General features: G+C 67.3%; 15 protein-coding genes. All 15 read right to left on the bottom strand.

The annotated features are described in order from the left end of the window. Positions 1 to 2: 2 nt before the first annotated feature. A complete protein-coding gene (fliP, locus tag D000_RS0105355) occupies positions 3 to 758 on the bottom strand; it encodes a flagellar type III secretion system pore protein FliP (RefSeq protein ID WP_018872510.1) in 756 nt (251 codons plus the stop codon). Then, entirely contained in the window at positions 755 to 1,192 is a 438-nt protein-coding gene (gene fliO, locus D000_RS0105350; RefSeq protein WP_018872509.1) for a flagellar biosynthetic protein FliO, read from the bottom strand. The genes fliP and fliO overlap by 4 nt, the downstream gene beginning before the upstream one ends. 2 nt (positions 1,193 to 1,194) lie before the next feature. Then, entirely contained in the window at positions 1,195 to 1,788 is a 594-nt protein-coding gene (fliN, locus tag D000_RS0105345) for a flagellar motor switch protein FliN (protein ID WP_018872508.1), read from the bottom strand. Between the two features lie 11 nt (positions 1,789 to 1,799). Then, positions 1,800 to 2,774: a flagellar motor switch protein FliM gene (gene fliM / locus D000_RS0105340; RefSeq protein WP_018872507.1), complete on the bottom strand. Its 975-nt coding sequence runs from the start codon at positions 2,772 to 2,774 to the stop codon at positions 1,800 to 1,802. A gap of 9 nt (positions 2,775 to 2,783) precedes the next feature. Then, positions 2,784 to 3,278, bottom strand: coding sequence for a flagellar basal body-associated protein FliL (gene fliL / locus D000_RS0105335; RefSeq protein WP_018872506.1), 495 nt, complete (start codon positions 3,276 to 3,278; stop codon positions 2,784 to 2,786). A gap of 305 nt (positions 3,279 to 3,583) precedes the next feature. After that, positions 3,584 to 4,690 carry a flagellar hook-length control protein FliK gene (locus tag D000_RS0105330; protein ID WP_018872505.1) on the bottom strand — a complete coding sequence of 369 codons (1,107 nt, stop codon included), beginning with the start codon at positions 4,688 to 4,690 and terminating at the stop codon, positions 3,584 to 3,586. 83 nt (positions 4,691 to 4,773) lie between these two features. Further along, a complete protein-coding gene (gene fliJ, locus D000_RS0105325; protein WP_018872504.1) occupies positions 4,774 to 5,220 on the bottom strand; it encodes a flagellar export protein FliJ in 447 nt (148 codons plus the stop codon). 4 nt (positions 5,221 to 5,224) lie between these two features. Then, a complete protein-coding gene (locus tag D000_RS0105320) occupies positions 5,225 to 6,604 on the bottom strand; it encodes a FliI/YscN family ATPase (protein WP_018872503.1) in 1,380 nt (459 codons plus the stop codon). Continuing rightward, the gene (locus tag D000_RS13360) at positions 6,601 to 7,320 is read right to left on the bottom strand and encodes a FliH/SctL family protein (protein ID WP_018872502.1); all 720 of its coding nucleotides are present in this window, start codon (positions 7,318 to 7,320) and stop codon (positions 6,601 to 6,603) included. Before D000_RS13360 ends, D000_RS0105320 begins: the two co-directional genes overlap by 4 nt. Continuing rightward, entirely contained in the window at positions 7,317 to 8,327 is a 1,011-nt protein-coding gene (gene fliG / locus D000_RS0105310) for a flagellar motor switch protein FliG (protein ID WP_018872501.1), read from the bottom strand. Before fliG ends, D000_RS13360 begins: the two co-directional genes overlap by 4 nt. Further along, positions 8,317 to 9,990 (bottom strand): flagellar basal-body MS-ring/collar protein FliF, encoded by a 1,674-nt coding sequence (gene fliF, locus D000_RS0105305; RefSeq protein WP_018872500.1) that lies wholly within the window; start codon positions 9,988 to 9,990, stop codon positions 8,317 to 8,319. The genes fliG and fliF overlap by 11 nt, the downstream gene beginning before the upstream one ends. 31 nt (positions 9,991 to 10,021) lie before the next feature. Next, complete coding sequence (gene fliE / locus D000_RS0105300) at positions 10,022 to 10,360, bottom strand: flagellar hook-basal body complex protein FliE (RefSeq protein ID WP_018872499.1); 339 nt, start codon at positions 10,358 to 10,360, stop codon at positions 10,022 to 10,024. Positions 10,361 to 10,474: 114 nt separating this feature from the next. Next, positions 10,475 to 11,845: a sigma-54 dependent transcriptional regulator gene (locus tag D000_RS0105295; RefSeq protein ID WP_018872498.1), complete on the bottom strand. Its 1,371-nt coding sequence runs from the start codon at positions 11,843 to 11,845 to the stop codon at positions 10,475 to 10,477. Between the two features lie 164 nt (positions 11,846 to 12,009). Continuing rightward, positions 12,010 to 13,389 carry a sigma-54-dependent Fis family transcriptional regulator gene (locus D000_RS0105290; protein ID WP_018872497.1) on the bottom strand — a complete coding sequence of 460 codons (1,380 nt, stop codon included), beginning with the start codon at positions 13,387 to 13,389 and terminating at the stop codon, positions 12,010 to 12,012. Positions 13,390 to 13,478: 89 nt separating this feature from the next. After that, positions 13,479 to 14,015, bottom strand: a complete 537-nt coding sequence (locus tag D000_RS0105285; protein WP_026279781.1) for a PilZ domain-containing protein — start codon at positions 14,013 to 14,015, stop codon at positions 13,479 to 13,481. Positions 14,016 to 14,036: the final 21 nt, after the last annotated feature.

The following is a 14,036-nucleotide window of genomic DNA, read 5'->3' as shown; positions in this document are numbered from 1 at the left end:
TCCTATACGAAGAAACTGGTGGCGAGGGTGTTCATCATCAGCGCCCAGCCATCCACAAGGACGAACAGCATCACCTTGAACGGCAGCGAAATGATCAGCGGCGACAGCATCACCATCCCCATCGACATCAGCACCGACGCCACCACCAGGTCGATGATCAGGAACGGGATCAGGATCAGGAATCCAATCTGGAAGGCCGTCTTCAGCTCCGAGGTCACAAACGCCGGCACCAGCAGGCTCAGAGGCACGTCGTCCGCGTCCTCGAAGCCGTCAATGCCGTTGATCTCCGCAAACATGGCCAGATCGCTCTCGCGGGTATGCGCCAGCATGAACTCGCGCAGGGGCTGCACCCCGGCCGCCAGCACCTCTTCGGTGCCCATCTCTTCATTCAGGTAGGGCACCACCGCGGTGTCGTAGATCTCCTCGAACACCGGCGCCATTACGAACAGCGTCAGGAAGAACGCCAGGCCGATCAGGATCTGGTTGGACGGCGTCTGGGTGGTCCCCAGCCCCTGGCGCAGGATCGCCAGCACCACCAGGATGCGGGTGAAGGCGGTCATCATGATCAGGATCGAAGGCAGCAGGGTCAGCAGCGTCATCAGCAGGATGATCTGCAGCGTCACCGAATAGGTCTCGCCACCATCGCCGTTGGTCGTGACCGTCAGCGCCTCGATCCCCTGGGCCATCTGAGCCCCGGCCAGCCCGGGTAGCGCCAGCAGGCCCAGCGCCAGCAGCAGACGCGGGATCAGGGCGCTCATGAGCCCCCCCGCTCGGTGTCCACACGCCGGCTTACGGCGCGCTTCAGCGCACCGGAGAAATCCGCCCCGCCACCCTCGGGTGCCGTGACCGGGCTGTTCATCGTGTGCAGCGTGCGCATGCCCGACGGTGCCACGCCAACCAGCACCTGCTCGTCGCCAACTTGCACCAGTACCAGACGCTCACGCGTCCCGACCGAACGCGCCGCGACGATCTCGATCACCTGGGAGCCGCGATTCAGCCCGCCCTGGGTGCGGCGCAGCACCCAGCCGAGGATCACGATGGCCCCGATCACGAGCACGAGCCCGCCAATCAGCTGCGCCAGGTAGCCGGCCGCGCCAATGCCGCCACCCTCGGCCTGAGCCGCCAGCGGCCAGAGCGGGCCCGCGGCCGCCGTCAGCAGTACGGCCAGTTTGCGTGGGATCCGTGGATACATGGCTATTTCAGCTTGCGGATGCGCTCGCTGGGGCTGATCACGTCGGTCAGACGGATCCCGAACTTCTCGTTGACCACCACCACCTCGCCGTGCGCGATCAGCGTGCCGTTCACGAGGACATCGAGCGGCTCCCCGGCCAGGCGATCGAGCTCGACCACCGAGCCCTGGTTGAGCTGCAGCAGGTTGCGAATCGGGATGCGCGTACGACCGATCTCCATGGAGATGGTCACCGGCACATCCAGCACCATTTCCAGGTTCATCTCTTCGCCATCGCCCTGGACCACACCGGAGAGCTGCTCCGGCTTCAGGGCCTCGGCCCCCGGGTCCGGCTGGTGCTTGCGCTCGCGCTTTGCGGATTCCGCCGGCGCGGATTCGCCGCCGCCAGCGTCGCCGCCCTGGGCGGCGTTCAGCAGTTCGTCAGGGTCAGCTGCCTCCGCGCCGTCGTCGTCCTTCTGCTCGGCCAGCGCGGCGGCCCATTCGTCCGCCAGGGCCTGGTCGTCAGCACCACCCTCGGCGGCCGCGTCCACCGTCTCCTGCCCGGTGGTGGAGTCCTCCGGGGTCGCGGTTTCCTGTTTCGGATCGTCGGTGTCTGCCATGTTGCCGCCCTCTATCGTTTAATCATGCGTTCCAGAACCTGGAACGCATTCATGCCATTGGATACCCCGAATTTCCCGCGGAACATCGGGATGTCCTCGACCTGCAGGGTGATCTTTTCGGGGAGCTCCACCGGGATGATGTCGCCCGGCTGGATGTCCAGAAGTTCGCGCACAGTGACCGCGGTCTCCGCAAGGACCGAGCTGATCTCGACCTCGGCGCTCTGAATCTCGTCCTGCAGCGCGTGCATCCAGCGCTGGTCCACGTCGGAACGGTCCGACTGGATGCCGGTGTCCAGCTGTTCGCGGATCGGCTCGATCATCGAGTACGGCAGCGTCACGTGCAGGTTGCCGCCGCCACCGTCCAGCTCGATGTGGAATTCGCTGATCACCACGATCTCGGTCGGCGAGACGATATTCGCGAACTGCGGATTCACCTCCGAGTTCAGGAACTCGAACTGCAGCTCCATGACCGGCTGCCACGCCTTCTGCATGTCCTCGAAGGCGCCCTGGAGTACCCCGTGGACCACTTTCATCTCCATCGGCGTGAAGTCGCGGCCCTCGATACGCGTGTAGTAGCGCCCGTCCCCGCCGAAGAAGTTGTCCACAAGGATGAACACCAGCTTGGGATCAAACACGAACAGGCCCGTACCGTGCAGCGGATGCGCGCGGACCAGGTTCAGGCTGGTCGGCACGAACAGCGAATGCATGTATTCGGAAAACTTGGTGATGCGGGTGCCGACCACCGAGATCTCGGCGGAGCGCCGCAGCAGGTTGAACAGGCGTACGCGCAGATGACGGGCAAAACGCTCGTTGATCATCTCCAGCGTGGGCATGCGCCCACGCACGATCCGGTCCTGAGTGGCAAAGTTGAAGTCGCGCGCCTGGCCGTCACTCGGATACGGGTCTTCGGTCTCGACCTCGCCCTCGTCTACGCCATGCAGCAGGGCATCGATCTCGTCCTGGCTGAGGATGTCCGTCTGCGCCATGACGAGCCCCTACTGCATGACCAGTTCGTTGAACAGCACCGCCTCGACCGCCTGCGGGGCATCACGCGAGGCCAGGATCTCGCGGACCGTATCGCGCAATTCCTCCGCCAGCGCCTCCTTGCCGGCACGCGTATTCAGGTCTTCGTAGCGCTGCTCGCCGAGAATGCCGAGGATGTCGTTGCGAATGGCCGGAAGGTGGCGTTCGATGGCCTCGCTGACAGCGGGCTCGTGGGTGACCAGGCTCAGCTGGATGCGCAGATAGCGGATACGCCCCGGCGCCTCGATGTTCACCGTCATCGGCTCCAGGCTCACATAGAAACGCTGCGGGGGGCCGGGCTCGGCCTGCTCGGTGTCCGCGTCGCCGCCCCCGAGCAAGAACCAGGTCGCCGCCGCACCCCCTGCCACCAGGATCACCGCCACGAGCAGCAGAATGATCAGCTTGCCCTTGCCGCCCTTTTTCCCGGCGCCGTCTTCGCCGCCCAGATTGACTTCTTTCTCTGCCATGTCACACCCGCTGTCCGCCGAGCCCAGGATTCGCTCTTTCCAGGGAACATAGCAAAGCAGATGCCAAGCATCATTTTTATTAACGTTTTTAGTGGCTTGTATTGTTCTGGAGGAAAACAGAGCACGCGCCAGGACGGCGCGCGCGGCCGCGAACGTCAAGAATCAGCCAGCCCCGCAGGCCGGGAGACGGATTCTTGGCGCCAAATCGGCGGGAGAAATGAAACGGTGGCGAGGCTGTTCAAGGCAGCGGTGGTCTGCGTGCCGGCACGGACAACAGGGGCCGACTCCCAGACCCGCAACCGCGATCAGGCAAACAGATCCAGACGACGATTAAGCAACGACAGGGTGCTGCCGTCATGGGCCTCGTCGCCCGGCTCGTCACCCGCGCCCTCGCTGGCGGCACGCGCCTGCGATGCGTCACTCGTATCCTCGCGCTGTTCTTCGGCGGCGTGATCGGAGACGGTCGCATCCTCCAGCTTCAGCCCGCTCTCCGCCAGGCTGTCACGCAGTCGCGGCATCGCGGCCTCGAGCACCTCGCGGGTCACCGGATTGGCGCTGATAAACTGGATGCTGGTGCGGTCACCATCGACCAGCACACGCACATCTAGACTGCCCAACTGAGGTGGATGCAGCTTGAGTTCCGTCCGCCCCCCCTGAGCCTGGGCGAGCATGCGCACCTGATCGGCCAGTTCCCGGGCGCCGTTGGGCTGCTGCAGCAGACGCGTCAGGTCCAGCCGCGGCAGGGCGCGCGCGGGCTCACCGGCCTCGGCCTGACCGGCCGCGGCCGGCAGTACCGCGCTCAGCACATCCGAGCGTCCACGCCGCCCCTCGTCCGCCCCCTGAGTCATCCATTGTGCGAGCACATCCAGTACGTTTTCGCGGGTCAGGCCCGGCATGCCCGTCGGGTCCAGCTTCAGGGACGCGCCGCCCTCGCGGCCTGCCGTGGCCTGGCTGGCGTCGAGGAACAGGCGCATCAGGGCCGCCGGCAGCGGTTTCACCGGGGCCGCCTCGGAGGCGGCGGCCGAGCGACCGGATCGCTCGTTTCCGGTCGCCTCGCCGCGCCCGACCGCGCGTGGCTCGCCCGCGTCTGTGGCCGCCATCAGTGCGGCCAGCGGCAAGCCCTTGCCATCCGCACTCGCGGAAGCGGCCAGGTCGTGCCCGTCCAGCAGGTCCTGCAGGCGGGCCAGCATGGCCTCAAGGTCCAGCCCCTCCAGCTCGTCGGCGGGCACACCCAGTTGCGCCAGAAGCGCCTCCATCTGCGGCTCGAGCACGGAAAGGAAACTGCCTTCCGCATCGGCCTCCAGCGTCTGCAGGCCGTTCTGCAGCGCTTCCAGGTCCTGGGCCGCGCCATTGCCGCCCAGCAACTGCAGCAGCGGCAACATGCCCTGGCCGGTGTTCTGTGTCGCGATCATGTCCGGATCCTCTGTATGCCGGGGACTGCCCGGCGCCCTTGCCTTGGGGAAACACTGATTAATCGTTTACCAACAGGGTCCATTCAAGAACCCTGCCAATCCGTGGCGCCCCCGCGTGCATGCGCCTGCCGCGTCGCCCACATGTCCTGTTCCACCTGCTGCCGCCGGGCATCCTGCTGCGCGGTCTCGGCTCGGCGCCGTTCCAGCAGCTTCTCCAGCGAGAGGCAGTTGCGGTGGCGTTCCAGCCATTCCTGGCGCGCGGTATCCACCTGCGACTCCGCGGCCTGCAGGCGCAGATCCTGCTGCTCCAGCGCCGAACGCAGCTGATCCCGCATCCCGGCCAGCCACTTCAGGGCATTGGCGTCGTCCGGCAGGGTCGCGTGCAGGTAGTCCTGCTGGTAGGTCTCCAGCCGCTCCCGCTGCCCCGCAATCGTGTCCAGTTGCTGCAGGCGTTCCCCGAGCTGACGCGTCGCCTCACTCTCCTCGATCCGCCGCAGCCGCAGCAGTCGCTCAAGACGCCTCGGGTTCATCCCGTCACCCCGCGGCTCCGACCAGCGCCAGCAGTTCGCTGCGCGCCTGATCGAAGCCCACCGCCTCGTTGCGGCCCTGCGCCAGATACGCCTCCAGCCGCTCGTGCATGGCGACCGCCTCGTCGAGGTGCGGATCGGCACCCTTGCGGTAGGCCCCGACCGCGATCAGGTCGCGGTTACGCATGTATGTCGCCGACAGGTCGCGGAAGCGGCGGGCGGCGCGCTCGTGTTCCGGCGCAATCAGCGCCGACATCACGCGCGATACCGAGGCGCCGACGTCGATCGCGGGATAACGGCCGGTTTCCGCGACCTCGCGCGAGAGCACGACATGTCCGTCCAGAATGGCACGCGCGGCGTCCACGATCGGGTCGTTCTGGTCATCGCCTTCGGCGAGCACGGTGTAGAAGGCGGTAATGGACCCGCCCCCGGTATCGGCATTGCCCGCCCGCTCCACCAGTTGCGGCAGGCGTGCGAACACCGAGGCCGCATAGCCCTTGGAGGCCGGGGGTTCGCCAATGGCCATGGCGATCTCGCGCGCGCCCTGGGCGAACCGGGTCAGGGAATCCATCAGCAGCAGGACATGCAGCCCCTGATCGCGAAAGTGCTCGGCCACGGCAGTCGCGACCCAGGCCCCATGCTGACGCAGCAGCGGAGACTGGTCCGCCGGCACCGCCACCACGACCGTTCGCGTCCGCGACTCCTCGTCCAGGATCTCGTGGATGAACTCGTTCACTTCCCGGCCACGCTCGCCGATCAGCCCCACCACGATCACGTCGGCCGTGGTGTTTCGCGTCATCATGCCGAGCAGCACGCTCTTGCCCACCCCGGAACCCGCAAACAGGCCCAGGCGCTGGCCACGGCCGACCGAAAGCAGCCCGTTGATGGCGCGAATGCCGACATCCAGGGGCTCACGCACCGGTGCCCGCTGCAGGGGATTGATCGGGCGCCCGGCCAGCGGTCCGAACACATGCGTCCGGATCGGGCCCTTGCCATCCAGCGGCTGTCCATTGGCGTCAATCACGCGACCGAGCAGGCCTTCGCCCACCGGGATTTGGCGCTGGTTATCCAGGGGCTCGATGCGGGCCCCGGGGGTCAGGCCGGTCGCCAGCTCCTCCGGCATCAGAAAGGTACGGTCGTTCTGGAACCCCACCACCTCGGCCGGTACCGGCGGTCCGTTCTCGCCGTGGATCAGGGCGCGCCCCCCGATTGGCAGGCGCAGGCCCTCGGCCTCGAAGGTGAGTCCCGTCAGGCGGGACAGATGGCCCTCCGACTGTGGCGGATTGACGCGCTCGACCCGCCCGCGCGACTGCTGCAGGCGATCCAGCAGACCACTGCTCAGGCGTTCCCGCCCCTTGCGCCGTACCTCTTCGATCGGGCTGCTCACGTATCCTCCCGGCCGGGGCCGTCCGTACGCGGTTCAGGGTCTTGCTCCGCTCCCGCGTGCGCCTCGGGATCGGGGTAGTCGCCATCCCAAAGCGCCTCTACCGTCTGCTGCAGGCGCCGCTCCAGACTGGCGTCCACACTCGCGGCGCCCGCCTCCACACGGCAGCCGCCGCGAGCCAGCGCGGGGTCCGCGACCCAGGTGATCTCGTTTGGCGCCGCCGCGCCGTAATCCTGTACCAGGGCCTGGTCGTCGGGATTCAGGTAGACCCGGACCGTCTGATTGCGGCCGGGCAGTTGGGCCAGGGCCTCCTTCAGCACAGCCTCGATCTGTTCCGGGCGGGTGTGCAGTTCGCCCTGAACAACCTTGCGCGCCAGCGCCGTCACCAGCGCGAGCAGTTCCGGCTCGAGCGCATCAGTGGCATCGGCCAGCGGGTCCACCAGGCCGCAGGCGACGGCCTCCAGCGCGGCCACGGTCTCCCGCAGCTTCTTGTCCTCGCGCGCCCGCGCCGCCTTCTCGGCCTCCCTCTGACCGAGTTCATGACCCTCGGCATAGCCGGCTTCAAAGCCGTTCTTGCGCGCCTCTTCCTCGATCGCCTCGATCTCGGCAGCCGTGGGTAGCCGCCGGGGCGGCTGCAGGCCATCGGCGCCGATCTCCGGCGGTTCCCAGCGCGACGCCGAGGCGTCCGTGTACAGCCGGGCCGCGGGGGCGTCGGTCACAGCATCGCCTCGCTACCCCCACCGCCCAGCACGATGTCGCCGTTCTCCGACAGGCGCCGTGCAACGGTGAGGATCTCTTTCTGGGCCGCTTCGACCTCGCTGACCCGAACCGGCCCCTTCGCCTCCAGGTCCTCGCGCAGCATTTCGCCGGCGCGCTTGGACATGTTCCGGAAGATCTTGTCCTTCAGGTCGTCATCGGCGCCCTTCATCGCGAGCACCAGCGACTCGGTCTGGATCTCGCGCAGCAGGGTCTGGATGCCACGATCGTCGATCTCCACCAGGTTCTCGAAGATGAACATCTCCTCTTCGATGCGCGACCCCAGATCGGCGTCGGACTCCTTGATCGACTCCATGAGCTCCGCCTCGCGCGAGCCCTCCATCAGATTCATGATGTTGGCGGCGGAACGCACCCCGCCCAGCATGGAGGTCTTGCTCGCGGCATTGCCGGACAGCTGGCGATCGAGGATATCGTCCAGCTCCTGCAGGGCCTGCGGCTGAACGCCGTCCATCGTCGCGATCCGCATCAAGATGTCTGACTGCACGCGCGAAGGGAGGTACTTCAGCGTATCCGAGGCCTGGTCCGCATCCAGATGCGACAGCACGATGGCCACGATCTGCGGATGTTCGTTGCGCAGCATGTCCGCGATGGCGCGCGGATCCAGCCATTTGAGCGCCTCGATACCCTTGGAATTGCGCCCCAGCAGGATCCGGTCGATCAGACCCGATGCCTTGTCGCCCAGCGCGCTCTCCATCACGCTGCGCACATACTCGTCGGCGCCCACGCCCAAGGCCGTCTGTTCCTGCACGTGGGTAGAGAAGTCATGCAGGGCGGCGTTCACGTCGCTGCGCGAGATCCGGTCCATCGCCGCCATCGCTGTGCCGATCTTCTGCACCTCCTTCGGGCCCATGTGGCGCATGACCTCGGCCGCGGCCTCCTCGCCCAGGCTCATCATGAACACCGCGGCGCGCTCGGCGCCTTCCAGTTTGGAGGTCTTTTCAGCGGCCATCTTCACCCAACCACGTCTTCATCACCTGGGCCACGCGCTTCGGATCCTCGCGGACCATCTCGCGCACCGCCTCCAGATCCATTTCCTGCTGGTCCGGCCCCTTCGGCCCGGTCAGCGCGGCCACGGCTGAGCCCTCACCGCTGGCGCCCATCGCCATGCCACCGGATTCGTCCGTCAGCGCCTCGCGTTCATCCTCGCGCCGGGGTGGCGGTTCCGGGCGCTTCATCAGCTGTTTCATCGCCGGGCGCACCACGGTCAGCAGGATGATCAGCGCCAGCAGCAGGGCCGCCACGATTTTGACCAGTTCGAGGAACCAGGGTTGCTCCCAGAACGCGATCTCGTCGGCCATGATCTCCTCGGCCGGGGCCTCGAACGGGGCCGTCACCACGTTGATCGTATCCCCGCGCGCGGCATTGAAGCCAACCGCCTCGCGCACCAGGGCCTCGATCCGGTCCAGTTCCTCGGCATCGCGCGCCACCTGCACGCTCTCGCCGTCCTCGTTGACCTCCTGACGGAAGTCCACCACCACCGCGGTCGAGACCCGCTGCACGCCACCCGGCATTTCACGAATGTGGTTGATGCGACGGTCCACTTCGAAATTGCGCGTGACGCTGCTGCTGCGACTGCCGGGCAGCGGCGCCGGCTGGCCCGCGCCGTTCTCGGCGTCCGCCGCGTCATCGCCGATCACGCCACCGGCGGGCGGCTGGTTGGTCAGGGCCCCGGGCACGCCCCCGGCGCCGGCATCGGGGCCGGTACGCTCGTCGTCGCGCGTCTGCTCGGAACGCAGCGCAATGGTCTCCGGGTCGTACAGCTCCTCGGTCCGCTCCACCCGCGAAAAGTCGATATCGGCATTGACCTGCACCCGCACCCGATCACGCCCGACAATCGGGATCAGCAGGTCCTGGATGCGGTCGGTGTAACGCTGTTCCACGTCGCGGGTAAAGCTGAGGCGATCACTGCTTCCGCCCATGCCGGCCTCGGCGCCGTCCTGCGTCAGCAGCCGTCCACGCTGATCCACGACCGTCACCCGTTCCGGGTCCAGATCCGAGGTGCTGGAGGCCACCAGATGGACGATCGCGCCCACCTGCGACTCGCTGAGCGAGCGCCCGCCGCGCAGGTGCACCACCACCGACGCACTGGCCGGGCGCCGATCCCGAACGAACACGGACTGTTCGCCCTCGGCGATGTGCACGCGCGCCCAATCCACCGCATCCAGCGATGCGACGGTACGCGCCAGTTCGCCCTCCATCGCCCGGTGTCGCCGGGCACCCTCGATCATCCGGCTGGTGCCGAGGCCGGTATCCTCCTGCAGCAGCTCGAAACCCAGATCGCCGGAGCGCGGCAGCCCCTCGCTGGCCAGCTGCAGGCGCGCACTGGCGACATCGCCCTGCGGCACCTTGACCTGCCCCGTGGTGGAATCCACCTGATACTGAATCCCGGCCTGCGACAACACCTGGACCACCTCGGCCGCATCCTCGGCATCCATACGCGGAAACAACGGTACGTAGGTTGGACGCATCGCCCAGTACAACAAGGCCACAATCACGACGACCGCCCCGGCGGCCATACCCATCAGCGCCAGCTGGCGCCCGGCGGGCATCCCGTTGAACTCCCGGATCCCGCTGGTCACGACCGCCGGCAGGGACTGTGCATTTTCGGCCATTGTCCGTTCTCTCCCTCAGCCCGCGCGCCGATCAGACCTGCATCCGCATGATTTCCTGATACGCGGTCAACAGCCGGTTGCGTACCTGATTGGTCGCCTCGAAGGCGATACTGGACTTGCTCATCGCGGTCATCACCTGCGGCAGGCTCACGTTCTCGTCGCCGAGCTCGAAGCGCGTCTGCAGATCGGTCGCTTCCTGCTGCACCTGGTTCACGCCGCGCAGCGATTCGGTCAGGACATTCTGAAAGTCGACCCCGCCCACCCGCTGCGACTCGCGCACGGGCTGGGCCGGCTGCGTATTCTGCACACCGCTGGCCTGGGTCAGCTGACGCATCTGCTGCAGCACATTCTGGATCTGCATCTCGCTCATGTTCTCTACCCCTCGGTGGCCGCGCGGCGGTCACGATCCGTCCGTCCGCCGAAACCCCTAATGTCCTGAACTGTTGAAAAATTCAATGCAAGGCACATGCCACAAACGTCCGCCCTAGCCGGAGGCCGGAACCGCAAACCCGTGTTCGCGCAGTCGCGCAATCTTGTAACGCAATGTTCTGGGGCTGATTCCCAGCCGGTCCGCGGCCTCCTTGCGGCGCCCGCCGGACTCGCGCAGCACGTTCAGGATCACCCGGCTTTCCTGTGTCTGCAGGGTCTGTTCGAGCAAGGGCGTCGGATTCTCGTCAATCGCACCCACCGCGCTTGACGGATACGTGTCCCCGGCGGGTGCGGTCCATGCACCTAGCATGTCGGCGTCCAGCCATACCGACTCCGCGGTCAGCGGCCCGGCGCCGCCCTCGTACAGCGTGATCGCGCGTTCCATCACATTGGCCAGCTCGCGCACGTTGCCCGGCCAGTCATGGGTCTTCAGGCGACGCCGGGCGCCCTCATCGAGATCCTGCAGGCGGCCGCGGCTGAGGCGGCGCAGCAGCGCCTGTGCGAGCGGTACGATGTCCTCGGCGCGCTCGCGCAGTGGCGGGATACACAGGGGAAACACGTTCAGGCGGTAGTAAAGATCCTCGCGCAGCACGCCATCGGCCACTGCCTCGCGCAGGTCACGGTTGGAGGTCGCGATCACGCGCACGTCCACCCGCTCGGCCTGACGCCCGCCCAGCGGTTCGACCTCGCGCTCCTGCAGCGCGCGCAGCAGCTTGGCCTGCAGATGGACCGGGATCTCGGTCACCTCGTCCAGCAGCAGCGTGCCGCGGTGGGCGCGCTGGAATTTGCCCGGCCGTGCCTCCAGCGCACCGGTGAACGCGCCCTTGGCATGCCCGAACAGCATCGCCTCCAGCATCGCCTCCGGGAGCGCCGCGCAGTTGATCGCTTCGAATGGCCCCTGGCTGCGCGGCGAACGCGCGTGCAGCTGGCGCGCCAGCACCTCCTTGCCCACCCCCGACTCACCGGTCACGAAGACCGTCCCGTTACTGCGTGCGATCCGCGAGACGAAACGATCCAGGGCCTGCATCGCGTCACTGCACGCAACCATCGGCGGTGCCTCGAAACCACCCTCGGTGCGCAGCAGCGGCCGCAGCCAGTGTGCGAGGCCGGCCGCCATCTCCGGCAACGCAAAATGCGCCTCGGCCCCGGCACGCATCGCGGCCAGCTCGCGTTCGTGGCTGGGTTCGCGGCTGACGGCGGCGAGCGCGGGACCACCCTGCGCGAGCGCCGGCGGGCTCCAGCCATCAAGCCCCTCCACCTCACCCAGCAGAATCGCCGCCGGCCGCCCCGCCTCGAGCATCGATTCGACCTCCTCCGCGGAAGCACAGGTCTGCAGACGCACCCGGGGAATAGTGGCCAGGACCTGCACCACGGCCTCGCGCACATTCGGATCGGAATTGACCAGCAGGATTGTCGCTCGTGACATGGATGCCTTCCGCAAGAGATTCGGGAGACATAAAGCAAGACATGCGCCAGGTCTTTAGGGGATTGTTTTTTGGAGGGTTATTCGAGCCGTCCTGGATTTTTCGTCGAACTTCCGACGCGTCTGGCCTGCATGCTGGACCGCGGAAGCGACGGGATTCCGTCCCTTCAGCCCTTCCCCAAACCGAACTTGCGCATACGCTCGACGAGGGTCGTGCGGCGCATGCCCAGCCGCCGGGCCGCGCGGGCGACCACATGCCCCGTCTCCTCCAGCGCTCGGATAATCATGTCGCGCTCGAGATCGTTCAGGAAGCTGCGCAGATCTACGCCCTCCGGTGGCAGCCCACCGACCAGCGACAACCCTTCCGCGGCCGCGCCGCCGCTGTTCTCGCGTCCCGCCGTGGGCGGCAGGCTCAGGTCCTCGATGCCGTCCGGGCGCACCCGTGCCGGGAGTTGCGCCAGATCCACCGGCAGATCGGGATACATGATGGCGAGCTGTTCCAGCAGGTTGGCCAGCTCGCGGATGTTGCCGGGCCACTCCAGTTGCCCCAGATGCGCCACCACGGCCGGGGTCAGATGGGCCGGGGTCATGCCCTGCTCGCGCACTCGTTCCTCGAGCGCCGCGATCAGCTGCGGCATATCGCTGGTGCGCTCGCGCAGCGGCGGCAGCTCGATGGGGAATACGCTCAGCCGGAAATACAGATCCTGGCGAAAGCCGCCATCCGCCACTGCGGCATCCAGGTCGCGGTGGGTCGCGGCGATGATTCGCGCTCGCGCCGGGATGGACTTGTTGGAGCCCACACGTTCGAACACCCGCTCCTGCAGCACCCGCAGAAGCTTGACCTGCATGGGCAGCGGCATGTCACCGATTTCGTCCAGAAACAGCGTGCCGTCCTCGGCCAGCTCGAAGCGCCCGGCGCGGGCGGTGAATGCCCCGGTGAGGGCACCCTTCTCGTGGCCGAACAACTCGCTTTCCAGCAGGTCGCCCGGGATCGCCCCGCAGTTCACCGCGACAAAAGGCTTGTCCGCGCGCTCGGAGGCATTGTGAATCGCGCGGGCCACGACCTCCTTGCCCGATCCCGTCTCGCCCAGGATCAGGGCGGTGGCATCGGTCCGTGCGACCTGGCCCACCAGGCGCTTGACCGCCTGCATCGTTGGATGGGACCCGACCAGGCCGGGCATGTCGTCATAGCCCGGCTCGCGGCCAAAACGCAGCCACTGCAGGACCTGGGAGACCCGGGCGATGGACAGCGGATGCTCGACCACGCAATCCACACCATCGGCCTGGACCTCGCCTCCGTCGGTCGGCTGCACCACCACCGCGGCCGGGTCGCCGCGCTCCTCCTGCAGGCGCGCGTCCAGCTCCGCGGCCGGGCCGCAGAGCCACACCGCCGCCGCGGGCGAGCCATCGGTCAGGTCACTGGGATTGCTGTGCGTCTCCGCCTCGCAGCCCATGCAGTTGAGGATGGCCCGTGTGGCCTCCGTCGCGCCGACGTCACCACTCAGCGCAATGCGCAGGGTCTGCTGAACTTCGCCCGGATCCGACATGCTGCTGTGCCTCGGTGGCCGTGACCGTTGCGGACTCCGGGGAGCCCCGGGCCGCATCCGGCGCTGTGATCGAGTTCGCAGTATCCGGCCTAGTTGCGATTGGCGTCAACTTTCTGGCGTTTCTCCGCCACCTCGCGCCGGTGCAGGCGAAAGATCCAGCGCCCGATGGCCTCCTCCAGCGGACCGTCGATGCCGGTCCAGCGTGTGAATTGCTGCGCTCCGCGGGTTGTCGGAGTCTCGACACCCAGCACGCACGGCTGCGGCAGCAAACGGCTGAGATAGATCTCCACGCGGTCGCAGTCCTCCGGCAGCGTGCCTTCCGGCAGCACAATTCCGCGGGCGCTGATGGTGACCGCGACCGGATCGGGCCGCTCGGGGTGCAGGGACTCCGCCACCAGGTGCAGCAGAAGATCCAGCTTGTGTTCCAGCCGCTGCACCTCGGGCGCGCCCTCTTCCTCGTGCGGCGAGACCGCGCGCGACTGAGAGTCGTCGAACAGGTCGAGACTCTCGATCAGACGCTGCGCCAGCACGGGATCGGTCAGCGGGCGGCTCGACGGCCCGATCATCAGGGGGCTGGAAACCCGGAGCTCCTCGCCGAGGAACTCGTTCTCGCTGGCCTCATCCATGCACGCCCCCATGTCCCTGAC

The organism is Thioalkalivibrio sp. ALJ16, from assembly GCF_000377345.1.
GTDB lineage: Bacteria > Pseudomonadota > Gammaproteobacteria > Ectothiorhodospirales > Ectothiorhodospiraceae > Thioalkalivibrio.
Note: the sequence above shows the minus strand (reverse complement) of the source record. Positions and strands in the feature narration are given on the sequence as shown.